Raw genomic sequence first — 26,542 nt, forward strand, 5'->3', positions numbered from 1 at the left:
CGCGGAGATCGACGAGTTGTCAGACGACTCTTTGACGATGGTGCCGCAGTAATCGCACTCCGAACGCGGCAATCGGACCTTGTTACGAAAAAACACATATGGTAAGCTAGTGAGCTTCCTGTAATGACTGACTCGACGGGAGACAAGTCTCAACAGACCGTACAGGACACGTATGTTCGATCCCTACTCGTCGCTGGAATGTGCCTAATTTCGTTCTCGCTGGGTGCATACGAGATATCGCCGGCAAGCGTGACGCCGATAATTCGAACCTCCATGGGAATCAGTTCGACCGATGCCGGCCTTCTGGTGAGCGTCATGTTTGGCACTGCGGTGGTTGCGAGTCTCCCTGTTGGTGCGATACTGGACCGGACAAACTCACGGACGGCTATTGTAGTCGCAGTGGGGGCTCTGGTCGTCGCTGGACTGTGGGGGTGGATCGCTGCCGACAATGGGGAGTATTATTCTCTGTTGGCGTCGCGAATTGTCGGCGGTATCACGTACGTCATCGTGTGGAACGCTGGTATCGATATCGTGAAGGAAGCCGTCACTCAGTCCCAGCGTGCTACCGTAGTCGGGGTGTTCACCGCGAGTGGTCCATTGGGGTTCGTTCTCGGACAGGGTGCTAGTCCAGCGATTGCGAATCGGTTTGGTTGGCCGATCATCTTTATTGCGTACAGCAGCCTCTCCCTGGTGGGACTGGTATTATTCCTACCGAGTAGCCGTGGATTCGGAACGACGGGCACTGCACCGCCCACAATCAGTGAGTTTGCTGGGGTCCTTCGGGATCGTAACGTCTGGCTCGTCGGGGGACTCGGGTTTATCGGCTACTCGTTATATCTGTTCGTCAATAGCTGGGCGCCCTCGTATATCAACGAGATCGTCGGATTGCCCCTCGGTGTGAGCGGTATACTTGTCGCGCTGTTCCCTGCGATCGGGGCACTCTCACGGACTAGTGGGGGCGTCCTCTCCGACAGGCTGTTCCATGGTAACCGACGGCCTGTCATGCTCTTCTCGTTCTGTGCCTCTGCACCGTTGGTTATCGGATTCACTCAGTTCGATTCTGTGGCTGCACTCGTTGGTGTGTTACTCGGGGTTGGGTTTGCTGTGCAGTTGGCACTCGGAATCTCTTTCACGTACGTCGGGGAATTAGTCTCGTCCCGCGTTACGGCGACAGCAGTAGCATTCCAGACCAGTGTCAGTTTCGCCGGGGGATTCGTTGCTCCGATTGCCGGGGGCGCAATTATCGAAACCCACGGGTATGCTGTTGCCTTTGCGGTTGCTGGGATACTCGCAGTTGTCGGCATCACATTCGCATGGGTTGCTCCCGAGACAGCGACCTGATACGGGACAGTACGAGAGCAACTCTCTTCTGGAGTCACTGCTTCCCGAGCGTGCGTATCCGGTCCCAACAGCATCATCAATCTGCCGCGGTACTAGCCACGACAGTCCACAGAAATACGAAACCGTCGTCTCGGTATACGACCCTTTCGGACTATTCTGGGACGTGGGACCGTCTCAATCTAGGGCCAGAGCCCTCTCGCTTCTTTGGCCTCTCCGATTCTCTCCAGTGCAACGATGTATGCGGCACCTCGCCACGTGATATCCGCTTTCTCGTACTCCTCGATCATCTCTTCCCAGGCTGTGACCATCTTGGACTCGAGTTCCTCGTTGACCCGTTCTTCTGACCATCTTCGGCGGTTGATGTCTTGCAACCACTCGAAATACGAGACGGTTACACCACCGGCATTAGCGAGGATGTCGGGAATCACGGTCACTCCTCGTTCTCGGAGTGTTGCGTCCGCCCCGGATGTTATCGGACCGTTCGCACCCTCGACGATGAGATCTGCCTGTATCCGGTCGGCATTCTCGTTCGTGATCACGTTACCGATGGCGGCAGGAATCAGCACGTCCACGTCGAGCTCGAGGAGTTCCTCGTTCGTCACGGTACTCGCAGCGTCGTACTTTTTGACGGCTTCTGGCTCCTCTTGGTGTGACGGAATCGCGTCCGTATCCAACCCGCCCGGTTCGTAGATCCCGCCGTTCACATCGCTGACAGCCACGACGTCTGCACCCCATTCATCGAGGAGCTGTGCGGCGTTTGCGCCAACGCTCCCGAATCCCTGGACAGCTACCGTCTGGTCTTGAATATCCCGTTCGTAGTATTCGACCGCCTCCCGGGTGACGATTGCGACGCTCCGACCTGGTGCGGCCTCTCGGCCATAACTTCCACCGATTACAGGTGGTTTCCCGGTGACGACACCTGGGATCGTTTCGCCCTCCTGCATGCTGTATGCGTCCATAAACCAGGCCATCGTCTTCCCGTCTGTCCCCATGTCTGGTGCAGGGATATCCCGACTGGGGCCAATTTCGTCACGTATCTCCTCTGCGAACCGCCGAGTGAGCCGCTCGGTCTCGTCCTCACTGAGGTCTTTGGGGTTGACGACGATACCACCTTTTGCGCCCCCGAACGGGATATCCATGACGGCACATTTCCACGTCATCCACATCGCCAATCCCACACACTCTTCGGCAGTAACATCTGGATGATATCTGAGCCCACCTTTGTACGGGCCCCTGACGTCGTCATGTTGTGCGCGATAGCCAGTGAAGACCTCGACACTACCATCGTCACGCTCTAACGGGACAGTCACCTCGACGACCCGGGTCGGATGTCTGAGTCGTTCGATCACACCGGGATTGACGTCGGTGTGAGTCGCCGCTTCGCGTAACTGACGACGTGCTGTTTCCAGGGCGGATTCGTGCTCGGGCTCTTCGGTTGTCTCGGTATCGGCGGTTTGTTTTGAGGCCATGATTGGTTGAACCGTATCTCGTTTGTAGTGGTTGTCACGATCTCGAACAACTGTCATGCACCGTGCACGAGCAGTTGTCCAGAGTGACCCGTGTTCAGGGGTACTGTTGGGGGTACGCTCGGCTGATCAAGCGTTGAACCCTTGATGGAAGCCGACGAGCTTCTCTCGCGAGAAGTGCTCGATAGCGTATTTGATTCCCTCTTTACCGACGCCGGAGTCTTTGAACCCACCGTAGGGCATGTGGTCTGCTCGGAAGCCACTGACCGTATTGATGTTGACTCCACCAGCATCGATCGCATCTGCCGCACGTTTTGCGCGGTCGATATCCTGCGTGAACAGACCTGCTTCGAGGCCGTACTCCGTATTGTTCGCTTCCTCGAGTGCCTCCTCGAAACTGGAGACGGTGATCACAGGAACGAGCGGGCCGAACGTCTCTTCCTTTGCAGCCGGCATATCCGGGGTGACGTCTGTGAGGACGGTGGGCTCGAAGGCTCGCCCCGCGGGACCGAGACCGAACTCGCCGCCGCATTCGACAGTGGCACCTGCCTCGACGGTGGCCTCGAATATCTCGACTACTTCGTCGAACTGCTCGTCGTCGATCATCGCCCCGATATCCGTTTCGTCATCGAAGGGATCGCCGACAGTAAGCGAATTCGCCTGTTCGACGAGCGCAGCGACGACTTCCGCTTCGATGTGCTCAGGGATGATGACGCGTTCGACGCTGTTGCAGACCTGTCCCGCGTTCGCACAGGCTCCACCGATGACCTGCGACGCCGCCTGCTCGATATCGGTATCGTCCCAGATGATCGTCGGGTCGTTCCCGCCGAGTTCTAGCGTCATCTCTCGCATGCCGCTATTTTCGGCGAGGTATTTCCCCACCGCAGTCGACCCGGTGAAGGAGATGGCCTCGACCGCATCGTGTTCCAGGAAGACATCGCCCGTCGTGCTCCCGCTCCCGGTCACGATGTTGACGAGTCCGTCGGGAGCCCCGACTTCCTGACAGGCTTCTTCGAGACACTCGAACAGTTTGACCGACGATAGCGGCGTGTTCGAAGCGGGTTTCCCGACAACGGAATTCCCCGCTGCGAGAGCGGGTCCGATCTTGTGGACCATCAGGTTCAGCGGGAAATTGAACGGGGTGATCGCCGCCACAACGCCGAGCGGTTCCCGCTTCGTGAAGCAGTGGTCTTGTGCGAACCCCTTCTGTGCGTCCATCGGCACGTACTCTCCGAACTGCCGTTTTGCCTGCTCTCCGGCGAGTTTCAACGTCTGAACTGCACGGTCTACCTCGGTCCGTGCTTCAGTGAGCGGTTTCCCCTGCTCACTTGTGATGATGCGTGCAGTCTCGGCTGCGTCTGCGTCGAGTTTTTCTGCCGTTGCGTACAGCAGTTCGTACCGTTCGTACGCCGATAGGGACGACTCCTGATAGGCTCGCTCGGCGGCGTCGACCGCTTCGACTACCTGCGCACGGGTCGCTACAGGGACCGATCCCACGTAGTCGTCGTCGTACGGATGCACGACGTCGATTCGCTCGTCGCTGTCAGTCCACGCTCCGTCGATGAGCATATCTAACTCATGCTTGCTGGATTGGTCTAGACTCATACCAACGTTCTCCGAATATCGGACAACCCTGATAAATGTTTTGGCGATTGTCTAGTCTCTGCTGTGTACAGTTAAAAAAGCAGAACGAAGGGCGCGAGCAGCGGGTGAACTCACTCGGGGTACGTGTACTCGGCAGTGCGCGCCTCCTCGACAGGTTTGTGCCGAACAGCGGTCTCGAAGTAGAGGCCGTCTAGTTCGTCAGCCGTATCGAAGTACCAGAAGTCAGCACCACCGTAGTTGGCTTTTTGAATGACTGGCATCCCAGCGTCCTCTAGCTGATCGATAATATCGTACGTCGTTTCTTCGTCCCAGGAGAAGTTACCGATGTGGTGGATGCCATCACCGTGTTCGTCCAGGAAGTCTTGGTAGATCGTCGGCCCCTCCAGTGGCTCGATAATCTCGAACATCATGTCGTCGGCATAGCCATGTGCGAGATACATCGAGAACTCTGCGGGTTCCCCGCGGTACGTCCCCTCTGTCAGCTTCGGGGGTTCGGCTCTGAAGACCTCCCATGGCTCGATCCCAAAGAGATTCGACAGCCGTTCCATCCAGTCGTCGACGTCGTTCACGACGAATGCGATCTGATCCACACCGTGCATCTCTACGTCCAGTTGGGGCACATCGAAACCCATGTCCATCGTGTGATGTTGATAATATATATATCTTTTGTTGGTCCATATTTCATGAAGGGGTCAATCGACAACTGTCCTCGCCTCACCCTCCACTACCCTATCGTGATACTATCCCGAAAGCGGTCTCTTGCTGTCCCGATATTCCACCCTATCGTAGCCATTGAAAGTCACTGCACACCCGACCGCACGACGGCAGTGCGATCGGTGTGTAGATCGTTTCAATTGTTACTATCGGTCATCTATCCGTATCGACCGTATATCCACACGAGGAGAGTGAAGCGGAGAGACACGATAGGGCTGCTCTCTGTTACCGATCGTACTCTATCTTCAGTTCTGTCTCGTCGGTCAGTTCCAGAAGGATATTCGGGATCTCGTCCTCGGCTCGCTCGCCCTGCATCCGCCGCTTGGATCCCGTCACGCTGAATGCCCCGATCGGACGATCGTTGAAAACGACGGGGCACCCGACGGAGTAGAGCCCATTCACACGCTCTTCCCGGTTGTACGATATCTTCGACTCACGGATCTCGGCAAGTTCTTCGAACAGGTCGTCCCTCTCGGTGATGGTATTTTCAGTATATCCGGGCATCCCATGTCGATCAAGGATGCTCTGTACTTCCTCTTCTGGAAGATACGCGAGTATGGCCTTACCACCCGATGTCGCGTGAAGGGGAACTATCTTCCCCACTCTAACATCTGCCGAGATACCGTGCTGTCCACTTTCGGTATACAGGTGTACGCTCTTCCCGTGTTCTTCGACGAAGAACTGCGCTCGCTCACCTGTCAGGTCGGCTAACTCGGACGTTTTCTCTTTGATAAACTCAGAGTGGTTGTACTGTCTCCTCGCGTACGCTCCGTAGTTCAGGAACTGAAGACTCGGCCGATATGTCCCGCCCTCGTTCACGACGAACCGACCGTGATCGAGCGTTGCGAGGTACCGATACGTTGTGCTTTTGGGCATGTCGAGGTGGTTTGCCAATTCGGTCACGCGTGCGCCGTCTAACTCCCGAAGCGCTTCCAAGATATCGAACGCCTTCTCAAGCGATTGTATCGGTCGTTTATTCGTATCAGTTGTGTCCATGTGCTACGCTCACTTCCGTCTCGGATACTTATAAAGTCTACTATTATGAGAAAGCCACTCGTCTTCGGATTCACCGATCTCGTGTCTGTTCTCCCTCTCTCTCGTGGAATCAACCGCTCGACTAATTTTTCGAACGGGCGAGCTGGGAGTATCAACCGTAGACTGGTGGGGCCTGTGGTCACAGAGAGGACACCTCAATATCTGGGGTTGGCGTTTACTATCGTGGGAACAGCTCATCAACTGATCACTAATAGATAGCTGTTCACGATGGTGTGAAAGAGTGACAACGCAATTCAATTCCCTTCGTTGGACGGGGGAGTTCTGTCTCGATCTTCTCAGCGACCTGTCTCCTACATCCCATTCCCTTACACACATAGTGTTGTAATGCCTCTTTGCGGTCCCTTATTTGCACTAGTATGGTATCTGTGGAGGACACGGTTTCGCTCCCGAGTAGACAGCCGACAAGGAGTCGGATTCGAGTTAATATTCCCTGTAGAACTGCTGTATCAATGGTTCCGCAGGAGTGGACACCCTCATTCGATCGTCGTTATCTGGGACCTCCTGTCTCAGACACTGACAACCGTGCTGGCAAGAATCCATTACAAGCATAGTTTTGTAATGGATGGGCGGTTTGACTCTTTCACGATGCGGGATTTTATATACTAACGGGAGTAGCCCGCCTATCGAATCGTACATGATTGATCGAAATATTCCTCTCTGGGGGCTCTGGTGCCTACTTAGTCAAAGTGGCAGACGCTCTTTATCGATCAGACAGCCCGACCGTACTACCCGATTCGAGATCGCTGTCCAGCGCAAACAGTTCTATATCGTGGGAAGTGTCAGCATTCATCACTAGGTCGGCGACGATCTCACCGACCGCAGGACAGAATTTGAAACCGTGTCCGGAAAAGCCGCCGGCGAGGACGACGTTACCGTGATCTGGATGGAAATCGATGATGAAGTCCTCAGACGGTGTGTTCGTGTAGAGACACGTTTCGAGACGTAGCGTCTCGAGAGAACCAGCAGCGAAGTACTTCTCGACGAACTGGCGAAGCAGGCGTTCGTCCTCGGGTGTTGGGTCCGCCATGTTCGATGGATCGACGTGCTCTCGAAGGTGGTGGTGTAGACCGATCTTGATGCCGGGGAGTTGGAATTTGGGGAAGCCGTAGTAATGCTCGTCGTCAGTCACCTGAAAGACTGGGAGGTTCTCTCGAGCGAAGCGGGAAGACGAATCGTTGTCCGGCATGAACCAACCCAGTACCTGGCGCTCGGGACGAAGTCGGGAGGTGGCTATGTCCGTGAGGTCGGAGAAAAATGCTCCAGCGGAGATCACGAGGCTCTCTGTGAGGTACTCCGTACTGTCGGTCCGGACGACGATCCCGTCGTTCGTCTGTCTCCACTCTGTTACTGGTTCCCGGAAACGGAATTCTGCGCCCAGCTCAGCCGCCGCCTCGACGTGGGCAACGATCGAGCGGTCGGGCCAGATGAAACCACCATCTGGTTGGTAGACGGCCTCGTATCCGTCCGGGATTTGGAAAGCCGGGTAACGACCGGAAACCTCCCCTCCAGTCAATTTGTCATATGCTATTCCCTGCCGGATACACGCGTTCTCGATTTCTGCCACGAACTCACCGTCAGATGGGCCTACATGGACCGACCCTGTCGTGTACAGGAGTTGCTGGCGGTCTTTCTCTAGTTGTCTCCAAAGCTCGTATGATCGCTCGAGTAAGGGGACGTACGCTGGATGTTTCGGATACGGCCGTCGGATCATGCGACTCGCGCCGTGTGAGGATCCCTGACTGTGGAGGAGATCGTGTTTCTCGATGCCAAGCACGTCTTGCCCTCGTTCAGCCAGTTTGTGGACAACTGAACTACCCATTCCACCGACGCCAACGACAATCGAATCGTACACCTCTCGAACCATATACCAGAGTTTAATGCAGGCTACATATCCTTTTCTCCCGATCCTATGTCTTACCGGAATGTACTCTTCCTGCCCCAGATGACCGAAGGTTTAATTATGGTTGTCTCAAAACGAGTCTACGAGACCCATGCCAGCAAGTGCCGAAGAAGAAGACATAGAGCAATTAGACCAGAATTACGTTATGAACACCTGGTCGTACCAGAACGACGCGGAGCCGATCGAAATCGTCGATGCGACTGGCCACCGATTTACCGACACGGACGGGAACACCTATCTCGATTTCTCGAGCCAACTTGTCTGTTCGAATTTCGGTTACTCGGCCGATTCTATCGTCGATGCCGTCGCTGACCAGCTGGAAACAACGCCATTCGTCTCTCCGAAGAAATTCACCACTGACAAGCGCGCGAAGCTCGGCGAAAAACTGGCAGAGGTGACGCCGGATGGCCTCTCCAAGACGATGTTCTCGATGAGTGGGGCGGGAGCGAACGAGGCCGCAATCAAGATCGCTCGGTGGTACACCGGGAACAAGAAGATCGCGTCTCGGTATCGGTCCTATCACGGTGCAACACACGGAGCACTCAGCATCACTGGGGACCCACGACGCCACTACGCAGAAGCGATGCCGGGGACCATTCGGCTACCCGATCCATACGAGTACGGGTCGGACATCGACCCGATGGAGACCCTCACGTACATCGACGAAGCGCTGACCCTAGAGGACGGAACAGTTGCTGCTGTTATCGTCGAACCCATCGTCGGCGGAAACGGCGTGATCATGCCGCCGGATGGGTATCTGTCGGCCTTGAAAGAGATCGTCCACGACCACGGCGCGTTGCTGATCTTCGACGAGGTCATGACTGGATTCGGCCGGACCGGTGAGTGGTTCGCGGCAGATCTGTTCGACGTGACCCCAGACATCATGACGCTGGCTAAGGGGATGTCGGGGGGGTATGCGCCACTGGGTGGGACCATCGTCTCCGACGAGGTCGCCTCGCACTTCGACGACAATCTCTTCTGTCACGGACATTCGTACGCCGGTCATCCGCTCAACTGCGCAGCGGGACTAGCCGCTATCGAAAAATACCAAGACGACAATCTCGTCGAACGCTCTCGGAATCTGGGACCGTACCTCCGCAACAAGGTCGAGGAACTTGCGGAGGCCCATCCAAGCGTCGGTGATGTTCGCGGCGTTGGACTCATGCAGGGAATCGAACTCACGCAGACGGAAGATGAACGCAGCCCGTTCGCCACTCGGGAGGATCTGTTCACCAGGGAAAGCAGCGTGGTAGACAAACTGGCGAAGCAGGCGTTCGAAGATGGCCTGTACGTTTACTCGCGGCTCAGCTGCCTCGTTATGGCTCCGCCGCTCACGATCACTGAAGAGGAGATCGATGAGGCGATCGATATCCTCGACGACGCACTGACGATCACCGATGAAGCAATGCACTGATAACTGGGGTGTGGGACACAACTGTAGTCGTCGACAAACGACCTCGTGGATGCTACAGCACAGAGAATGACTTGACAGATTATCGCTGCCAGGACAGTTGGCGGTATCACGCCGTGTGTCCGCGGCTCCCAGTCACGTAGCACCTCGAATGATACTACTTTAGGAGCACGTCCACTAGGTAATTCAACACACTACTCCGAGGAGCGCCAACTTCCTGTAGCTGGCCGTTGTTGATAGCGGAGGAATGGCTCGACGGGAGCGGGAGTGCCAGATCGGTGAGATTGACACAGACCGGGGTGGATGCTAGAGTTTTTATTCGATTTTGAATATTTGATCTCGATAAGCAGTAGTATGTGGGAGTAGATCGCTACAGATCCATACATTTGAACAGGTTGCTGAGTCCCTCTCCGGAAGCTATATATAGGTGGGTACTGCATGGTTAGGTGGCCCATGTCAGACCAAAGCGATACGCAGTACCGACGAAGAGATGCGCTAAAAACAATTTCAGCGATTAGCGTTGCCGGGCTGGCTGGATGTGGCGGCTCGGGGAGTGGTGGAGGTGGCTCATCGGGTGGCTCATCGGGTGGCTCGTCGTCACAGACCGATGGATCGACCCAGTCAGGTTCCTCGAACAGTGATACAGAGATCTCCCTGCGGATGGGGACGACCGCAACGCAGGGCAACGCCATGTACCGCGCAGCGGACTGGCTGAGTGACAAACTTGCGGAGCGGACCGACGACCGGATTCAACTGGATGCCCTCTGTTGTGGAAAGGTGGGTGGGGACACGCAGATGGCCAAAGGGATCCAATCCGGCACGCTGGATATGGCGCTTGTCGGAACGAACAACATCGCCTCGTTGACGCAGGCGTGGTACTTCGCCCAGCTACCGTATCTCTGGGAGAGTGCGGAATCCTCGATGGAGAACTTCTGGCGCACAGACAAGGCCGAGAGTGTCACCAAACAGGCTGAAGACGATCTCGGTCTCAAAGTGGCGGCCTACTGGAGCCCTGGCGGAGGGAGCTACCGCCACATGATGGTGACCGACGCCGATAAAGCAATGAAGGTCCCCTCCGGTGCCAACGGGCTCAAGATCAGGGTTACTGAATCGCCGGTCGAGAAGTCAGTCGCCGATGCCTGGGGCTTTAGTCCGACAGCGATCCCGTGGACCGATACCTACCAGGCGATGCAACAGGGGGTCGTGAAGGGGATCCACCTCCACTACTACTGGGCGCTTCAGGCAGGGATGTTCGAGGTGCTCGACTACATCGCGGAGATCCAGTCACTCTACAGTCCGAACGCGGTGATCATGTCCCCCGACAAGTACGACCAGATTCCGGACGATCTCAAGGACGTCTTCGACGAGACGCTCCGGGAGGCCTCGGAGCAAGAATTCAAGTTCGATCAGGAGCAGGGTGCCAAGGCAAAGCAGGCTGCCAAGGACAAGGGTGTCGAAATCTATACGCCGACGGATTCTGAACTGGAAGAATGGCAGGCGGCCTCGCTTCCCGTCTACGAACAGTGGCTGCAGGAGGACAGCATCTCGCGAGAAACGGTGAAGACTGCACTGGACGCACAGGATCACAGTATCCCCGGCCTTGAACTGTAAGCCGACTTATTGACCCTGTGATTATCCGAAACAACTATTAATAATCGTATGGATTTCCACGCATGAGCGCACCAAATTTCGATATTCAACCCAAAATCGCGTCGCTCGAAGTAGGTGTTCGGACAATACTGAAATGGATCACCATCGCAGTGGTTTTCCTCATGGTCGGTGTGATTAACCTCCAGATCTTCTTCAGGTACGTCCTCGGAAATGCCCTTCCGTGGCCTGAAGGCTTTGCTGTCTTGCTCAATATCTGGCTCACCTACCTCGGCGGCGCAATCGCCTATTACGAAGGGGACCACGTCAGCGTGGGATACCTACACAAGAAGATGCCTCGCAAGTTGGCTCGGATAGTCACCGTGTTCACCAACATGGTTATCATCGTCCTGGCGGCGGCGATGGTATACTATGGGTCACAACTCGCGATCTCCCAGGCCGATGGCGAGACGATCTATCTGGGTATCTCGTTGTTCTGGAGTCGGATCCCTCTCGCAATCGGCGGGTTCTACCTGCTTATCGAAGCGTCGAGACGGATCTCCGATGCGATTACCGATTCGGATGAGGGGGATGTCTGACGATGGCGTTCACTGAACTCTTCGTCCTCTTTGGGCTCCTCCTCTTTCTCATCCTCATGGACGAGCCTATCGCGTTCGCCATGGCCTCCAGTGCGCTCCTCTTCCTTCTCGTGATCCCACTGGATATCGCGGTCCTGAAGCCGGTGTTGGTCGTCCAGCAGATGAGCCAGGGTGTCGCCTCGTTCCCCCTGCTTGCAATCATCTTCTTCATATACGCAGGCCAGTTGATGATGGTCTCTGGACTCACTGACAGGCTCGTCGATTTCTCGAAGTTGCTCGTCGGACGGTTCAAGGCAGGCCTTGCGCAGGTGAACGTCGTCTCGAGTATGCTCTTTGCAGGGATCTCGGGATCAGCAGTCGCGGACACTGCTGCAATCGGATCGCTGATGATGCCTGCGATGGAGGAAGAGGGCTATGATGTCGGTCTATCTGGAGCTATCACCTGTTCGTCATCAGTTATTGGACCGATTATTCCACCCAGTATCATCATGATCATCTATGCGACTGCGGTGACCGACGTCACCGTCGCCGGGTTGTTCGCAGCTGGCGTGATTCCCGGAGTCCTGTTTGGTGGTGGTCTGATGGGGGTCATCATCCTTATCGGGTATCTCAGCGATTGGAAAAAGTATCCAGCAACGGAGCAGCGGGAAACGTACGACATGGGGGAGTCACTCAAGATTATAAAAGACTCACTGCTCGCCCTCATGATGCCGATGATCATTCTTGGCGGTATCATACTCGGCATATTCACCGCAACTGAAGCGGGGGCCGTTGCAGTGCTCTACGCATTGATTATTGGCGGCGTAGTCTATCGAACGATCTCTGTCTCCGATCTCATCCACTCGACGTATCGTGCTGCAACTATCACCGGCGTGACTCTGTTCATCGTCGGGGCTGCGAAACCCCTGACGTACGTCCTCTCGATTCGGAGAGTCCCGGACCTGGTCTCCTCGACTCTCCTCGCAACGACGCAGAACGAACTTGCAGTCCTGCTTTTGCTTGCTGGGATCCTTTCGTTCATGGCGCTGTTCATCGAGTCCGCCGCGAACATCCTGCTCTGGGGACCTGTTCTGGCGCCGACTGCTGTCCAGGCTGGCGCTCATCCCCTTCACTTCGCGCTCATGATGATCGTCACGCTTGCTATTGGTATGATCACCCCGCCTCTGGGCGTGACGCTATTCGTCGCAGCACCAATCGGGAATACGACACTCGAAAACGTAGCCAAGAACGTTCTACCGTTCTTGGCATTCGAAATAGCAATATTACTTCTAATAATATTCGTTCCAGAGATCTCCCTGTTCATCCCTCGGTTACTGGGTCTAGCATAGGATAGCAGACCTCTTCGAGCGCTTTCTCACCAGACGTTCTATACGGGTGCTTCACTGCTGTAATACCCCGGATGTAACCGGGATTTGAGAGCGACCGTGAATTGCTTCCGCTGGACAGTATATCACTGACAGCGGAGAGCAACTCGAAACTATCTGGTTGGCGGGAGTCCGTACTATGGGTGTCACTCTCACGGACTGCCGCGTGCTTCCTGACGGACTATAGTAGCCATTGAAAGTCACTGCACACCCGATCGCACGATGGCAGTGCGATCGGTGTGTAAATCGTTTCAATTGTTACTATAGCTGTTGTGCATCGGCCGCGTGCCAATCGTCTCCACCACTCACTGCTGAGGAGCGTTGTCCGTCCGTAAGTACTGTCGTGTCGCCGATGACTCTCAGTGATTCCTGCTCGACTGTGGTCTCGTCCCGTCGTCGCTTCACAAAGTAGCGCTCTGGTACCGCTGAAACGCAGGACGGGGCAGAACCGCTGTCTGTTTCTCGTTCTTCCGCAAAATAAAAACAGGTCCCAGTCGATGCGCGCTACGTCGAGGGGCCGATCCGGTGGATAGCGAACTGCGACTCGCCCATCGTCTCCGAGAGCGTGTACTTCCCGTTGACGACGTCCAGAATCTCGTCCCAGAGCTGGTCTCCCGCCCAGTCGAACGTCTCGTCGCCGACCAGTGCCTCGCTAACGTCGATATCGGTCTGTTCGGGCACTCGTTCAGCGCTCCCCGGGTTACCGGTGATCTTGAGCGTTGGCATAACCGCGTTCGAGAGGGTGTGGCCCTGTCCCGTCGAGATGACCATGAAGTGTGCACCGCCCGCACCGATACCGGTCACCGATTCGGCACCGTGACCAGGGGTGTCCATGATGTACATCCCGGACTCATCGGGGATCTTCGAACCGTAATCGATGATGTCCTGGATGGGACCGTCACCCGATTTCACGAGCGCACCGAGGGACTTCTCCTCGATAGTCGTGAGTCCGCCATCCATGTTGTCCGGGGTCGGCTGGGCACCACGCACGTCGTAGCCGGTCGCCTGGAGACGCTTGTCCCAGTTTTCGACGCGGTCGAGGATCTCCTGTTTGACGTCGTCGTTGATCGCACGGTCGGACAGTTCGTGTTCGCCGCCGAAGAACTCCGGCGTCTCTGCGAAGCAGCCTCGACCACCGTGTTCGTCAATGAGCCGCCAGACTGCCTTTGCGGTGGCCTTGTGCTGACACAGACCGGACGTCGTGTCGGACGTCGCACAGTTGATCCCGAACGTGAGCTTCGACATGTCGTGTGGACTGCGCGTCTGTGCGCTAGCGTCCTGGACCATCTCCGTCGTGGCGTCGACAGCTCTGTCGAGAGCGTTCATGACACCCTTCTCGCGGTGGATGTTCACACTCTCACTCGGACGCCCGGTTTCAGCGATGTCGTCTGCCAGTTCGTCCCCATCGACGATCTCGCCCGCGTGGGCGACGACAACGGCCCCGTACGTGTTCGGATGCGTCGCGTAGCCCAGCAGCGTCCGGTACGTCTGGAAGACGTCAGGTTTGGTCTGGCATCGACCAAGCGGATGTGTGATCGGAATCGCGTCGTCGACGATCTCAGCCGTCCGTTTGACGGTGTCGTTTGCGTACGGTGCTGTCGAGACGACGAGTACATGATTTCGAATACCGACACTGCCGTCGTCCCGTTCGTAGCCGAGGAATTCTGAATTAGACATTGTTGTATCTGAGTTGGTTACTCACTGACCGCTTCTGCCTCTGCACTGTTCTCTAGGTCACCGCGACCGTAGTTCGACTCGACGTTGTGGACGTGAACCCATTCGCCGGGTTCGATGTCCTCGCTCGCGTCACCGATGCTCTTCCCGTATTTATACACCGTGTCGCCAGCCGTGATGGGCTCGAGCGCGACCTTGTGACCGAACTCGATGTCCTCTTCGAGTGTCACTTCGACGATGCCATCGGTCGTGTCTATTTCCAGCTCTTCTCCGTCTTCCGCGTCACGAAGAAGGGTTCCAACGTTGTCCGTGGTACTAACCACAGCTATATACCTCTCTGACATTGCAGTTTGCTGCTTTAAATTCTCAGTATATATAATTTCCGCTCGACCAACTACCCGTGCTCGGTTGCTCTACAGGGGCGTGATCAAATACCGGTATTTATATATGTTGGAAGGTTGGAATGCGAAAATACAGTGATTCGAGTTAAGAAGTTACCGGAAGGTCTCGTGAGTTGGTGGATCGATCTTGAAACCGACTGGCAGGCTGTCGGTCTCGGGTTCTTTATCTGTCTTCTCGTTACCCTCGGCCTGTCTATTCCGTGGTGACCGATGAGGCAGACATACCTTCCCGGGATCGGCCTCCTTCTCGTGATTGGAGTGGTAGCTCGTCTCCTCACCATGGTCATTCCTGGCGTGAACTATCTCATCGTCACGATCATTCTTGGACTGTTGATCGGAAACACCTACGGGATTCCTGACTGGGCACGTACTGGCGTCGGGACTCACAAGGTCTGGTTGGAGGCAGGAATCGTCGTGATGGGTGCAAGCGTCGCGCTTGATCGTGTGATCGAGGCCGGCCCGAAGATCCTCCTCATCGTTGTCGTATCCGTGTTGCTGACGATCGTTCTCGTAGAGACGCTGGCCAGGTTCATCTTCTCCATCGACGAGAAGACGGGGTCGCTCCTTGCGGCAGGATCGAGTATCTGTGGTGTTTCTGCCGTTGTTGCTATCGCCGAGAGTATCTCGGTCGACGAGACACGTATCGCGTACGCAGCTGCGACCGTGCTTCTATTCGATACTGTGACCCTGTTCACGTACCCTGTCATCGGCGGGGTGCTTGATTTATCTAGTAAAGTGTTTGGAATCTGGGCTGGGTTGACTATGTTCAGTACAGGCCCTGTGACAGCTGCCGGGTTCGCGTTCTCGAAGTCGGCCGGGCAGTGGGCACTTTTAGTGAAACTCACTCGGAACTCGATGATCGGCCTTGCTGCGATTTCGTACGCAATGTACTATGCCCACCGGACCACGACCGAAACCACCGGAAATGTCTCCAGGGGCTGGCGGTTCCTCTGGGACACGTTCCCGAAATTCATCGTCGGATTCCTCGGGATGGTCCTCATCGCAAACCTTGGCGTTCTGTCAGAATGGCAGATAACGTCGCTCTCGAACGCCTCTGACTGGGCGTTTCTACTCGCGTTCGCAGGCCTCGGACTCGAGATTCAACTGTCCGAGTTTCGTTCGACCGGCCTCCGACCAATCCTCACCGTGCTTACTGCACTCGGAACTATCGCTACAATACTACTCTTCGTTGTCAGAGCTCTCTTCTAACAGTAACTTGGGTGTGCCCGTTCACGCGAAGACCTTCGGTACTTGTCGATCTTTCCTGCGATTTCACTTCTCCGACACAGAGTTCGTCCCGAAGGTGGCCTTACTCATATCTCGGAGGTCGTCCGATTGTCCGACATACACAGAAGGTGTCGACGATGCCGGTAGTCGACCCTCTGAAAACGCAGTCTGATCCACTAACGATCGACAGTATGTGAGCAGTGAGCGTTAGACGCCGCGACCCTGGAGCTTCTCCTCTTCGGGGAGGTCGGCGTTGGCGTCGCCCTTCATGCCCTTGCCGATGTTCTTGCTGATCTCGGTCAGCGCTTCGGGGTCGTCCCAGTTGTTGACCGCCTCGACGATGGCGGTGCCCATCGCTTCGGGGTCCTCGGCGCCGAAGATACCCGAGCCGACGAAGATGCCGTCACAGCCGTGGTGCATCATCAAGGCAGCGTCGGCGGGTGTCGCGATGCCGCCGGCCGCGAAGTTGACGACCGGGAGTCGCCCCATCTCGGCGGTCTCGTGGACCAGGTCGGCGGGCGCCTCGTGTTCGCGGGCCCACTTTTCGCGTTCCTCGTGGCTCATCCCTTCGAGCTTACGGATGGCGCCCAGAATGTTGCGCTGGTGGTGGACGGCCTGGTTGACGTCGCCGGTGCCGGCCTCGCCTTTCGTGCGGATCATCGCCGCGCCCTCGTCGATACGGCGCAGGGCCTCCTGCAGGTTCCGGGCGCCACAGACGAACGGCGCCGTGAAGTCGCGCTTGTCGATGTGGTAGCGGTCGTCGGCCGGTGTGAGCACCTCGCTCTCGTCGACCATGTCGGCGCCGGCCGCTTCGAGGACCTGTGCTTCGGTCGTGTGGCCGATCCGGGCCTTGCCCATCACCGGAATCGACACCTCGTCGATGATCGCTTCCAGCGAGGCCGGGTCGGCCATCCGCGCGACGCCGCCCCGCTTGCGGATATCGGCCGGGACAGCCTCCAGGTTCATCACAGCCACGGCGCCGACATCTTCGGCGATACGGGCCTGCTCACGGTCGACGACGTCCATGATGACGCCGCCCTTCTGCATCTTCGCGAAGCCGCGCTTGACGAGATCGGTGCCGCGGCGGAGCTCTTCGAGAGCCGGATTCTCCATATCTGGCTATTTGACACGTCGAATTTAGTCTTATCGGTACAGCGCAAGCGGGTTGTTTAGCCTTTCGAGCCCAAGCACGACTGTCCCGGCAGAGACACCAAACTGTGGTGAGTCCTACACAATCGAGCTGACACAGCTGATGGTAGTAATACAGTGAATTAGAAGAATTTTAGTAACCTATTATCGTACATACTGTTATGTTTCAGGTAGTACTACCAGTTGATGCTGAAGATGAACGGGCGCTTCAAGCAGCGGAGGTCGTTACGACGCTGCCACAGGCTGCTGAAAACGTTCGGGTAACGATACTGAATGTTCAAAGAGAAGTTGAGGTAGCCGATGAGAGCGGGCGCGCGAGTTCAGAAGAGTGGTACGACGAGACAGATATCCCACCGAGCGCGGAAAAGGTCCAAGAGTATTTAGAGGATGCCGGTATCTCCACCGAGATACGACGGGAACACGCAGACCCGGCAACCGCTATCAATGAAGTCGCCAACGAGATCGCTGCAGATCGGATTGTTATGTCGGGACGTAAACGTTCACCAACAGGAAAGGTGATATTCGGGAGTGTAACGCAATCTGTGTTACTTGATTCCGATGTACCAGTGACTGCAGTATTAAACTAATTTTTCGCAATCAAGCGTGCGCTCGGCAGCGCCGAACAGCGCATGGCACCCCTTCGACGAAAGCCCACAGCATACCTGTATGATTATTTAAATAATTGCGATCATTTATCACCGGCCAGTAATTGATGGCGAGCATGGGGACTAGTAGAGACTACCTCAAAGATGCACCAGAGCAGTCCACCGAGATCTCTAACGAGGTCCGTGACAGCGTCTACGACATCCTGTCGCAGGTCCGTGAAGAACAAGACGACGCCGTTCAGAAACTGACCCGGAAATTCGATGGCGTGGAGCTCGACGAATTCCGTGTCACCGACGACGAGATCCAGTCGGCGAGGGAGCGACTCTCCGACGAGGAAAAAGAACGGATCGATTATAGCATCGAGCGTGTCCGCGACTTCGCGCAGGCCCAGAAGGAGTCGATAGACAACGACTTCGAGCGTGAGTTCGGTGACGGTATCGTCTGTGGCCAGCGGACACTCCCAGTCGAAGCGGCCGGGACCTACGTTCCTGGCGGCCACTTCACCCACATCGCTACAGCACCGATGTCGATCGTTCCCGCACGCGTGGCAGGGGTCGACCGGGTTATTACGTGTACCCCACCCCAGGAGGACGGGTCGGTACATCCCTACCAGTTGTACGCAATGGACCAATCGGGTGCCGACGAGATCTACAAGATCGGCGGAGCCCAAGCGATTGGGGCGATGGCCTATGGTACCGAGACTATCGATTCGGTCGACGTCGTCACCGGCCCGGGTAACGTCTTCGTCTTCGAGGCAAAGCGACAGGTATTCGGTGAGGTCGACCTCGACCTGCTCCCTGGACCGACGGAGGTCCTGATCATCGCAGACGAGACTGCCGACCCGGAGGTCGTCGCGCTCGACCTCCTCTCCCAGGCAGAACACACGGAGACGTCACAGCCTGTCTTGGTCACGACCGACCGTGAGTTGGGTGAACAGACTCTCGAAGAGATTGAATCGTGGCTACCACAACTCGACACCGAAGACACGGCCCGCAAGTGCTGGAAGCAGAACGGACAGATCGTACTTGCCGAGGACGATGTGGAGGCGGCCACAATCGCCGACGAATACGCGATCGAACACGTCCAGATTATGACAGAGTCTCCCCGTGCCATTCTTGAGCGGATGAGTAATTACGGAGGGGCATTCCTCGGTGAGAACGCGCCAGTAACCTTCGGTGATAAGGTCACTGGCCCCAACCATATTCTTCCAACACACGGAACAGCACGCTTCAACGGCGGGTGCTGGATCAGTTCGTACATGAAGACGGTCACGCATCAGGAGTTGACAGCGAGCGGTGCTGCACACCTGTCAGAGTACGCGGCGCGTATCTCGGAGATGGAAGGGATGCACGGACATCAACTCTCGGCAGGGATACGACCGGTAACTGATGACTGACATCGACCGGGACCGACTACGACTATCTATCTCGGCTGCCACATAGCACTCCCGAATCGGCTCGCCGTAGTGCGCTATTTCACACATATACTTCGAAAACCAGGATATTGATACCGTCCCGTAACCACTGTTGTGCGGAAAGATCTCCGTGAGCTGGTCGGCCCATCCGGAACCGCTCCGTCACCACTCAGAAACAGAACCGTCGTTGTGTCTCCAAACCGGCGTGTTCCAGGTGCTGGAGAAGCTCGATTTCTCTTCTACTTTGTCGATATTCACGTTTATTCCGAGGCCACTACCGGATGATATGTCGAAGTACCCATCTTTTACATCTAAAGCACCCGAATTTGTTACGTACGTGTCGATATTCCGGTGTCGATTGGCTGGTTGGAGGAACGCTGTCCGCGTACTCGCACATATCTGTAGACACGCGGCGAGTGCGATCGGTCCGACCGAACAGGTGAGTACCGTTCCCATGTCGTATGTCGCGGCCGAATCGGCGATCCGTTTGCATTCGGATATTCCACCAGCATGCGAGATATCCGGCTGGACGATGTCGACGCCGTCGGGCCGAAAATGAGATTCGTTGTAACACTATACACCCACAAGGATAAAACACTCCTCTTTTATCTCCGAGTTAACTGCAGACGTGTGATGTATTCCGACAACGACACGGGCTCCAAGTTACAGTTGATTGGACCGCACGCGTCCGACCATCCGAGACTTGGTTAGCGCCGTGGCCCACTCGAAGGGTCGGTAGATCTTGATCCAGAGTAATTCCAGCAGAAAAATCTATATGATTATAAATACGATTATATTTTTACCATATAACTCAGATATAACCTTAACAACTCAACTATGGTGCGATATTATCCGAATATAAGATTATATACTGGGAAATATGGGATATAATCCGGGAAGAGCCAGTGTCATGGGTGCATAGACAGGTATCGATACCTCTCTCATCGGGTACTCCTGGCTATATAGCCGGACGGTAGGGATCGGAGGCGGCCAGTCGAGGATCAATTTATCGCCAATCCTCTCGGCTGGCCTGCCGGTTCACTGACTCTGATAGAGAGTATACAATATCGGTTGCGAAGAGCCAGCGCTCCCGACCGGAGTTTCCCGCTGGGTGTACAATCGACAGGTCACCGTCCGTAACGGTTCGAAAGGCCGTAAATTCAATATCGTTGTCGTTCATCGACATCTATGGGGAGCGAACAGACAGCCGACGAGATCTTCCAGCTTCTATCCGACGAAATCAGACTCGACGTACTCCGGACAGTGGCGATCGCGCAGAACGAGAACAAACAGCGGGGTGTCGCTTCGCTCTCGTTCTCCGAGATCTACGACCGGGTCGACGTCGACGATACGTCGAAGTTGTCGTACCATCTCGGCGAACTGACCGGTACGTTTCTCAGGAAACACGACGAGAACGATAGCTATGCGTTCACACACGCCGGGGAGCAACTGGTCCGGTTCGTCATGGCCGAGAACTACCGCCAGCCCGATTCAGTCGGTCCGATCGAGACGGAGGGTGGGTGTCAGTGGTGCGGAGAACAGACACTGGAAGCGGTACTCGAGGACCAGTACTTCATGATGTACTGTACCGCCTGTGAACGAGGTGCGACGGCGTATCGTGTTCGGCCCGCACAGGTTCGCAACCGAACGGGTGAGGACCTTATCGACGCGGTTGTCCGAGAACAGGTCGGGGATCTGCTCAAGACACGGCGCGGCGTCTGCCCGGATTGCGCAGGTCGCATCGAGACCGAGGTCTGGAACACCGAGGGTGTCCCGTTTCCCGGCGAGCCGCCCGTCTCGTTTATCACCGCCAGCGAATGTCAGTCGTGTCTTCGGTTTCTGAGCCTGCCACTCCCGGTGGCTGCTGCCTACCATCCGGAGTCGATATCGTTCCACTGGGAGCACGGACTCGACGTCCTCGACTCCGGTGTGTGGAACTTTAACCGCTTCATCTACGACGACCAGTGGACAGCAGAGCGCATCGCGACGGACCCGGCCGAATACCGTGTCGAGTTACGTCGTGGGGGGGCCACCCTTCGACTGTTCCTCGACGAGACTGCCACGGTCACACACACCGAGCGCGTGCAACGCAGAGGCCAGCGATAGCGACGATACTGATAGAATTATTTCAAAACCCTCGTTGAGCGATCCGGACGGTTTTCGGACCATTCTCCTGAATAGCTTTTCTATACCTCTCGAGCGACTCGAATCGCTTAAACTCGGTTTTGAAACGATCGAGATAATATATCAATTCTTCGATAATTCTTATAGGTGGCTAGTGTGACGTCCCGACTGTCGACAACGATGATCGAACCGATCTTGCCGGCCGAGACTCCCTCGGCGGCACGACCTGTCGTACAGCCCACCGGACGCCTACAGTATCCAGTCGGTCTCGGCGACGTCTCCGGAGAGCGAGACGCCAGTCGGGATAGCCGGCAGTCAGTGATACTCTCCCGCTGTTCAGCCACTCTCCCGTCTGTCCGAACGGAGGTGCGGGCTGAATGATAGCACGTCGACTTACGCCCATCCTGGTGGCAGTCGTCCTCCTGACCGCGTCCGGGACCTCACTGGCTGCAGTCACCGGAAGCCCCGACATCACGGCCTCGCTCTCGGACTCGACGGTCGTCCCCGGGGAGGAGACGACGTTCGAGGTCGTTCTGACCAACACCGGATCGCTCGACACTGCGTCCTCGCGGAACCCGGGGTTCAACAGCGAAGTGACGACTGCCCGTGGACTACGGGTCGACATCAAGGACGGTGATGGACCGTTCACGATCACGACCGACGAGCAGGTGTACGGATCGTTCCCACAGGGGACGGCCGAGCCACTCTCGTTCGACGTTGTCGTCGACGAGAACGCCGACCCGGGCACCTATCGAGTCCCGGTGGTCCTCGAGTACAAGTACACCGAATTCATCTCCGAGACCAGCGGAGACAGGGACGAAGCCACCGAGACGACCCGGGAGATGGTCACCGTGACAGTCGCCGACCGGCCGACGTTCGCTGTTACCGACGTCGACTCGAACGCCCGGGTAGACTCGACGGGGACGGTCGAGGTCACTGTCGAGAACACCGGGGACGAAACCGCATACGACGCGGCGATCGGGTTCGAGTCCAGTAGCCCCGACCTCTCGGTCAGTGGACAACAGGCCAGTTCCCGGTATGTTTCGGCGTGGGGGCCCGGAGAGGCCCGGACGTTCCAGTACCGCGTCGGTTCCGCACCGAACGCCAACGCCGACACGTACGAGTTCGGAGTGGCGGTCGACTTCGAAGATACGAACGGCGTGCGCCGACAGTCCGTCGAGCGGTCGGTCGGTGTCCCAGTCGCTGCAGCGCAGTCCTTCAGTGTCGTCGACACCGAGAGCGACGTCACCATCGGTGACGATGGCTCGTACGACGTCACGCTCCGTAACGAGGGGCCAGTAGCGGTCACCGACGCGACGGTCCAGATCAACTCCCGGAGTAGCGATATCTCGTTCAATGGCGCCACGTCGACGACACAGTACGTCGGCGCCTGGCAGCCCGGTGAGACGCGGACCGTAAGCGTCCAGGCAACGGCAGGCTCGAATTCCGACCGACAGTCGTACGCGCTTTCGGCACAGGTCAGGTACGAAGATCCGGAGGGCGACAGTTCGCAGACCGACCCCCTGTCTATCGGGCTGACGCCACAGCAGGAGCAGTCGTTCGAACTCGACGGCATCGACGGCACGTTGCGTACCGGTGACGACGGCCGAGTGAACGCCACACTCACGAACACCGGCGACCGTGCCGTCGAGAATCTCGTGGTGAACTGGCAGAGCGACCACAGCAACATCTCGCCACAGGAGACCCAGTTCGCGGTCGGTGACCTCGCTGCGGGCGAGTCGGCGACGGTCACGTTCGGCGTCGACGTCTCCGACAGTGCGGACGCCGGACCCCGGCAGTTCGAATTCGTCGCTGTCTACCGTGACGACGACGGCGACCGCCACGAGAGCGACAGTCTGGTAGGGCAGGCTACTGTTGCCGACGCGACCGACGAATTCGACGTGTCCGTGGACAACGGGACCGTCACCGCTGGTGGGTCCTCGACCATCGACGTTATCGTCACCAACACTGGTGACGAACAGGTGACCGACGTCTCCGCCAAACTGTTTGCCGACGCTCCCATCTCGGTGTCTGACGACGAGGCGTTCGTCTCCTCGCTCGCTCCCGGCGAGTCCACCACGCTCAGGTTCAGCGTCAGCACGAGCGGTGGCGCACTCACGAAGGCATACCCGCTCTCGCTGGACTTCCGCTACGAGGAACCGGACGGCGACACGCCGGTGTCGGATACCTATCGAGTGCCGATTCAGGTGTCCTCAGAGCGCGGCGGCAGCGGTGTCCCGCTGACTGCCGTCGGCGGCCTCGTGATCGTCGGACTCCTCGCAGTGGGCGGCTACAGCAGGTACCAGTGAGATGAACTACCAGGCGCTCATCGACCGGATCGACGACCGCATCGTCGACGACTCGCGGCGGGTCGTTGCTACCTTCCTGGTAGTGACGCTGCTGTTCACTGCGGGCCTGGGGAACGTCTCGACGAACTCTGGGACCTCCCAGTTCACGAGCGGCCTGCCCGCCGAGCAGGCCTTCGAGCGAGTCAACGAGGAGTTCTCGCCGACGTTCACGGCGGATACCGGGAGTGCGCAACTCGTCCAGCGTGGTGAGAACGTCCTCTCGAAAGAGGGGTTGTTGCGGATGCTGCGGGTCCAGCAGCGTCTCTCCGCGGACGACGACCTACGTGTCCAGAGTACATCCAGTGCAGCGCAGTTGGTGGCCCAGCGGCTCGACCCGTCGGCGACCACGCTTGGGGCACAGATTCGGACCGTCGAACGGGCCTCCGAGAGCGACGTTGACCGTGCAGTCCGTGACGTCGCAGCGACGAACCCCCGGTTCGGTTCGCTGGTGAGTACAGATTTCAACCGGGAGGCCGCGACAGCCTCCGCGACCGTCGGCATCGTCACCCACGAGGTTCCAGCGGGGCTCTCCTCGGGGACGGGACAGAGCGGGTCCAGCCCGCTGACGAGTATCCAGCAGCGGGCGCAGTTCACCGTGCAGTCGGCTGCCGGTGGCTCGATGACCGTCTTCGGGACCGGTATCGTGGCCAGCGAGAACGCCAGCGTGCTGGTCGATTCGATCCTCATCGTCGTCCCTGCCGCGGTGCTGTTCATCCTCCTCTTCCTCGTGGTCGCCTACCGGGACCTGGCGGACCTGCTGCTCGGGACCCTCTCGCTGTTCATGGCGATCGTGTGGACGTTCGGCTTCATGGGGTTGGCGGGTATCCCGTTCTCGACGCTCCTGATCGCCGTTCCCCCGCTGTTGCTCGCAGTGGGGATCGACTTCGGGATCCACGCCGTGAACCGGTATCGAGAGGAGCGGGCAGACGGTACTGGCATCGCCGACTCGATGCGGGTCACGACCGATCAGCTCCTGGTCGCCTTCTTCATCGTGACTGGGACGACTGTGATCGGGTTCGGAGCGAATCTCACCAGCTCGCTGCCTCCGATCAGGGACTTCGGTGCGGTGGCCGCTATCGGAATGACGTTCACGTTCCTCATCTTCGGTGTGTTCCTGCCGGCTGCCAAAGTAGAGCTCGACCGGCTCCGAGAGCGATACCCGATCCCGACGCTCAGCCGCCGGCCGCTCGGGTCCGACGGGTCAGCGCTGGCACGAGTCCTCGGGGGCGGCGTGTACGTCGCGAACCGCGCGCCTGTCCTGTTCGTCGGCCTGCTCCTCCTCACGAGCGCTGGTTCCGGGGTGTACGCGACGGACGTCTCGACCAGTTTCGAGCGGACTGACTTCCTCCCCCCGGAAGAGAACCCCGACTTCCTGATGCAGCTCCCGGAACCGTTCCGGCCTGGAACCTACACCGTCACCGAGCAGATCAACTTCCTGGACGACACCTTTGACGCCCGGCAGAGCGACACGACCACGATATACCTGGAACGGCCGATGCGACAGGACGACGCGCTGGAGTCGATCTACCGGACCAACAGGGACCCACCCGACTCGTTCGTTCGCGAGAACGGCCGGGCCGACGCGACGTCCATCCTGACCGTGATCCAGGACAGAGCAGCACGTGACCCCGATTTCCGGCGGCTCGTCCAGCGCAACGATCACAACGACAACGGGGTTCCCGACGACAACCTCGGCAAGGTGTACGACTACCTGCTGGACTCCTCGTCTAGGGACCGAGCGCTCCGGTACATCGGCGAGGACTATCGGAACGCCCGCATCGTCTACATGGTGCAAGCCGACGCCAGCAACGACGACGTGGCGGCGGACACCCGCCAGGTCGCCGCCGACTTCCGGTACACTGCCATCGCCACCGGAAACACCGTGGTGTTACAAGCAGTGACCGACCTCGTCCTGGAATCGGCGGTGCAATCGCTCGTGGTGGCACTCGCCGGAACCGCGCTGTTCTTGATGGCTGCCTATCGGGTTCTGGAAGGTCAGGCGTCCCTCGGCATCGCGAACCTCGTGCCCATCGTCGTCACCGTCAGTGCCATCGCCGGGACGATGCGACTGCTCGGCATTCCGTTCAACGCCATCACGGCGACGATTCTCGCGGTCACGATCGGGCTCGGCGTGGACTACACTGTTCACGTCACCCACCGGTTCGCCGACGAGATACAGGAACAACCGCTCCAGGCGGCACTGGACGCGACTGTCAGCGGAACCGGCGGTGCATTGCTGGGCAGCATGTTGACGACGACGGCAGGCATCGGCGTCCTCGCCCTGGCGATCTCCCCGGCGCTGGGCCAGTTCGGCGTTCTCACCGCGATCTCCATCGTCTACGCGTTCCTCACCTCGGTGTTTGTGCTGCCATCCGTCCTGGTTATCTGGTGGCGAGTTACCCAGCGCGAATGGTCTGTCACGCCGCGCCCCTCGCTCGGAGAGACGGATCTTCCGATCCCGGGCGACGACTGATCTCGTCTCCGACGTACTCTCGATCCGTTATAGACCTCCTTCTTGTTGTGCGCGTACGAGACCAGCATCCTCCCTGACGACAA

At 57.6% G+C, this 26,542-nt stretch carries 20 protein-coding genes; 11 read left to right on the plus strand and 9 right to left on the minus strand.

Annotation, left to right across the window (positions count from 1 at the left end; all coding sequences use genetic code 11):
- The first annotated feature begins 123 nt into the window (after window positions 1-123).
- Complete coding sequence (locus Hhyl2_RS14200) at window positions 124-1,341, plus strand: MFS transporter (RefSeq protein WP_483551424.1); 1,218 nt, start codon at window positions 124-126, stop codon at window positions 1,339-1,341.
- Window positions 1,342-1,520: 179 nt separating this feature from the next.
- Here the strand turns inward: Hhyl2_RS14200 and gdhB are convergent, their stop codons facing one another.
- The 5 genes from gdhB to solA form a co-directional block, all read right to left on the minus strand.
- Entirely contained in the window at window positions 1,521-2,810 is a 1,290-nt protein-coding gene (gene gdhB, locus Hhyl2_RS14205; RefSeq protein ID WP_483552034.1) for a glutamate dehydrogenase GdhB, read from the minus strand.
- 126 nt (window positions 2,811-2,936) lie between these two features.
- Window positions 2,937-4,412, minus strand: a complete 1,476-nt coding sequence (locus tag Hhyl2_RS14210) for an aldehyde dehydrogenase family protein (RefSeq protein WP_483551425.1) — start codon at window positions 4,410-4,412, stop codon at window positions 2,937-2,939.
- A 110-nt stretch (window positions 4,413-4,522) separates the two neighbouring features.
- On the minus strand, window positions 4,523-5,044 hold the full coding sequence (locus tag Hhyl2_RS14215) for a VOC family protein (protein WP_483551426.1): 522 nt from the start codon (window positions 5,042-5,044) through the stop codon (window positions 4,523-4,525).
- A 307-nt stretch (window positions 5,045-5,351) separates the two neighbouring features.
- Window positions 5,352-6,122, minus strand: coding sequence for an IclR family transcriptional regulator (locus Hhyl2_RS14220; RefSeq protein ID WP_483551427.1), 771 nt, complete (start codon window positions 6,120-6,122; stop codon window positions 5,352-5,354).
- Window positions 6,123-6,882: 760 nt separating this feature from the next.
- Complete coding sequence (solA, locus tag Hhyl2_RS14225; protein ID WP_483551428.1) at window positions 6,883-8,046, minus strand: N-methyl-L-tryptophan oxidase; 1,164 nt, start codon at window positions 8,044-8,046, stop codon at window positions 6,883-6,885.
- A gap of 127 nt (window positions 8,047-8,173) precedes the next feature.
- Between solA and Hhyl2_RS14230 the strand changes: the two genes are divergently transcribed.
- From Hhyl2_RS14230 to Hhyl2_RS14245, 4 genes are all read left to right on the plus strand, one after another.
- On the plus strand, window positions 8,174-9,496 hold the full coding sequence (locus Hhyl2_RS14230) for an aminotransferase family protein (RefSeq protein ID WP_483551429.1): 1,323 nt from the start codon (window positions 8,174-8,176) through the stop codon (window positions 9,494-9,496).
- Window positions 9,497-10,153: 657 nt separating this feature from the next.
- A complete protein-coding gene (locus tag Hhyl2_RS14235; RefSeq protein ID WP_483551430.1) occupies window positions 10,154-11,104 on the plus strand; it encodes a TRAP transporter substrate-binding protein in 951 nt (316 codons plus the stop codon).
- Window positions 11,105-11,166: 62 nt separating this feature from the next.
- Window positions 11,167-11,679, plus strand: a complete 513-nt coding sequence (locus tag Hhyl2_RS14240; RefSeq protein ID WP_483551431.1) for a TRAP transporter small permease — start codon at window positions 11,167-11,169, stop codon at window positions 11,677-11,679.
- Between the two features lie 2 nt (window positions 11,680-11,681).
- Window positions 11,682-13,007 carry a TRAP transporter large permease gene (locus tag Hhyl2_RS14245; protein WP_483551432.1) on the plus strand — a complete coding sequence of 442 codons (1,326 nt, stop codon included), beginning with the start codon at window positions 11,682-11,684 and terminating at the stop codon, window positions 13,005-13,007.
- Window positions 13,008-13,547: 540 nt separating this feature from the next.
- On the opposite strand, the gene Hhyl2_RS14250 is transcribed toward Hhyl2_RS14245, so the two are convergent.
- Both Hhyl2_RS14250 and Hhyl2_RS14255 read right to left on the minus strand, forming a co-directional pair.
- Window positions 13,548-14,720 carry a UxaA family hydrolase gene (locus Hhyl2_RS14250; protein WP_483551433.1) on the minus strand — a complete coding sequence of 391 codons (1,173 nt, stop codon included), beginning with the start codon at window positions 14,718-14,720 and terminating at the stop codon, window positions 13,548-13,550.
- A gap of 17 nt (window positions 14,721-14,737) precedes the next feature.
- On the minus strand, window positions 14,738-15,061 hold the full coding sequence (locus tag Hhyl2_RS14255) for a UxaA family hydrolase (protein ID WP_483551434.1): 324 nt from the start codon (window positions 15,059-15,061) through the stop codon (window positions 14,738-14,740).
- A 267-nt stretch (window positions 15,062-15,328) separates the two neighbouring features.
- Between Hhyl2_RS14255 and Hhyl2_RS14260 the strand changes: the two genes are divergently transcribed.
- Window positions 15,329-16,327 (plus strand): YeiH family protein, encoded by a 999-nt coding sequence (locus Hhyl2_RS14260; protein ID WP_483551435.1) that lies wholly within the window; start codon window positions 15,329-15,331, stop codon window positions 16,325-16,327.
- Between the two features lie 225 nt (window positions 16,328-16,552).
- Here Hhyl2_RS14260 and pdxS read toward each other — a convergent pair whose 3' ends face one another.
- Window positions 16,553-17,458, minus strand: coding sequence for a pyridoxal 5'-phosphate synthase lyase subunit PdxS (pdxS, locus tag Hhyl2_RS14265; protein ID WP_483551436.1), 906 nt, complete (start codon window positions 17,456-17,458; stop codon window positions 16,553-16,555).
- Window positions 17,459-17,655: 197 nt separating this feature from the next.
- Here pdxS and Hhyl2_RS14270 point away from each other — a divergent pair, with 197 nt between their 5' ends.
- Window positions 17,656-18,081: a universal stress protein gene (locus Hhyl2_RS14270; RefSeq protein WP_483551437.1), complete on the plus strand. Its 426-nt coding sequence runs from the start codon at window positions 17,656-17,658 to the stop codon at window positions 18,079-18,081.
- 134 nt (window positions 18,082-18,215) lie between these two features.
- Window positions 18,216-19,496 (plus strand): histidinol dehydrogenase, encoded by a 1,281-nt coding sequence (gene hisD / locus Hhyl2_RS14275; RefSeq protein ID WP_483551438.1) that lies wholly within the window; start codon window positions 18,216-18,218, stop codon window positions 19,494-19,496.
- Window positions 19,497-19,676: 180 nt separating this feature from the next.
- Here hisD and Hhyl2_RS14280 read toward each other — a convergent pair whose 3' ends face one another.
- The gene (locus tag Hhyl2_RS14280) at window positions 19,677-20,048 is read right to left on the minus strand and encodes an enolase C-terminal domain-like protein (RefSeq protein WP_483552035.1); all 372 of its coding nucleotides are present in this window, start codon (window positions 20,046-20,048) and stop codon (window positions 19,677-19,679) included.
- Between the two features lie 654 nt (window positions 20,049-20,702).
- Between Hhyl2_RS14280 and Hhyl2_RS14285 the strand changes: the two genes are divergently transcribed.
- The 3 genes from Hhyl2_RS14285 to Hhyl2_RS14295 all read left to right on the plus strand — a co-directional run bounded on the left by Hhyl2_RS14285 (window position 20,703) and on the right by Hhyl2_RS14295 (window position 26,459).
- Window positions 20,703-21,620 (plus strand): winged helix-turn-helix domain-containing protein, encoded by a 918-nt coding sequence (locus Hhyl2_RS14285; protein ID WP_483551439.1) that lies wholly within the window; start codon window positions 20,703-20,705, stop codon window positions 21,618-21,620.
- A gap of 395 nt (window positions 21,621-22,015) precedes the next feature.
- The gene (locus Hhyl2_RS14290; protein ID WP_483551440.1) at window positions 22,016-23,947 is read left to right on the plus strand and encodes a COG1361 S-layer family protein; all 1,932 of its coding nucleotides are present in this window, start codon (window positions 22,016-22,018) and stop codon (window positions 23,945-23,947) included.
- Between the two features lies 1 nt (window position 23,948).
- Window positions 23,949-26,459: an efflux RND transporter permease subunit gene (locus tag Hhyl2_RS14295; RefSeq protein WP_483551441.1), complete on the plus strand. Its 2,511-nt coding sequence runs from the start codon at window positions 23,949-23,951 to the stop codon at window positions 26,457-26,459.
- Window positions 26,460-26,542 lie beyond the last annotated feature (83 nt).

The organism is Haloarcula sp. H-hyl2, assembly GCF_056934385.1.

Coding starts and splice junctions, on each gene's coding strand:
- Hhyl2_RS14295 (WP_483551441.1), top strand. CDS start 23,949: ATGAACTACCAGGCGCTCATCGACCGGATCGACGACCGCATCGTCGAC.
- Hhyl2_RS14245 (WP_483551432.1), top strand. CDS start 11,682: ATGGCGTTCACTGAACTCTTCGTCCTCTTTGGGCTCCTCCTCTTTCTC.
- Hhyl2_RS14235 (WP_483551430.1), top strand. CDS start 10,154: ATGGGGACGACCGCAACGCAGGGCAACGCCATGTACCGCGCAGCGGAC.
- Hhyl2_RS14285 (WP_483551439.1), top strand. CDS start 20,703: ATGGGGAGCGAACAGACAGCCGACGAGATCTTCCAGCTTCTATCCGAC.
- Hhyl2_RS14270 (WP_483551437.1), top strand. CDS start 17,656: ATGTTTCAGGTAGTACTACCAGTTGATGCTGAAGATGAACGGGCGCTT.
- Hhyl2_RS14255 (WP_483551434.1), bottom strand. CDS start 15,061: ATGTCAGAGAGGTATATAGCTGTGGTTAGTACCACGGACAACGTTGGA.
- Hhyl2_RS14210 (WP_483551425.1), bottom strand. CDS start 4,412: ATGAGTCTAGACCAATCCAGCAAGCATGAGTTAGATATGCTCATCGAC.
- Hhyl2_RS14215 (WP_483551426.1), bottom strand. CDS start 5,044: ATGGGTTTCGATGTGCCCCAACTGGACGTAGAGATGCACGGTGTGGAT.
- Hhyl2_RS14290 (WP_483551440.1), top strand. CDS start 22,016: ATGATAGCACGTCGACTTACGCCCATCCTGGTGGCAGTCGTCCTCCTG.
- hisD (WP_483551438.1), top strand. CDS start 18,216: ATGGGGACTAGTAGAGACTACCTCAAAGATGCACCAGAGCAGTCCACC.
- Hhyl2_RS14220 (WP_483551427.1), bottom strand. CDS start 6,122: ATGGACACAACTGATACGAATAAACGACCGATACAATCGCTTGAGAAG.
- Hhyl2_RS14250 (WP_483551433.1), bottom strand. CDS start 14,720: ATGTCTAATTCAGAATTCCTCGGCTACGAACGGGACGACGGCAGTGTC.
- pdxS (WP_483551436.1), bottom strand. CDS start 17,458: ATGGAGAATCCGGCTCTCGAAGAGCTCCGCCGCGGCACCGATCTCGTC.
- Hhyl2_RS14260 (WP_483551435.1), top strand. CDS start 15,329: ATGAGGCAGACATACCTTCCCGGGATCGGCCTCCTTCTCGTGATTGGA.
- Hhyl2_RS14240 (WP_483551431.1), top strand. CDS start 11,167: ATGAGCGCACCAAATTTCGATATTCAACCCAAAATCGCGTCGCTCGAA.
- Hhyl2_RS14230 (WP_483551429.1), top strand. CDS start 8,174: ATGCCAGCAAGTGCCGAAGAAGAAGACATAGAGCAATTAGACCAGAAT.
- gdhB (WP_483552034.1), bottom strand. CDS start 2,810: ATGGCCTCAAAACAAACCGCCGATACCGAGACAACCGAAGAGCCCGAG.
- Hhyl2_RS14200 (WP_483551424.1), top strand. CDS start 124: ATGACTGACTCGACGGGAGACAAGTCTCAACAGACCGTACAGGACACG.
- solA (WP_483551428.1), bottom strand. CDS start 8,046: ATGGTTCGAGAGGTGTACGATTCGATTGTCGTTGGCGTCGGTGGAATG.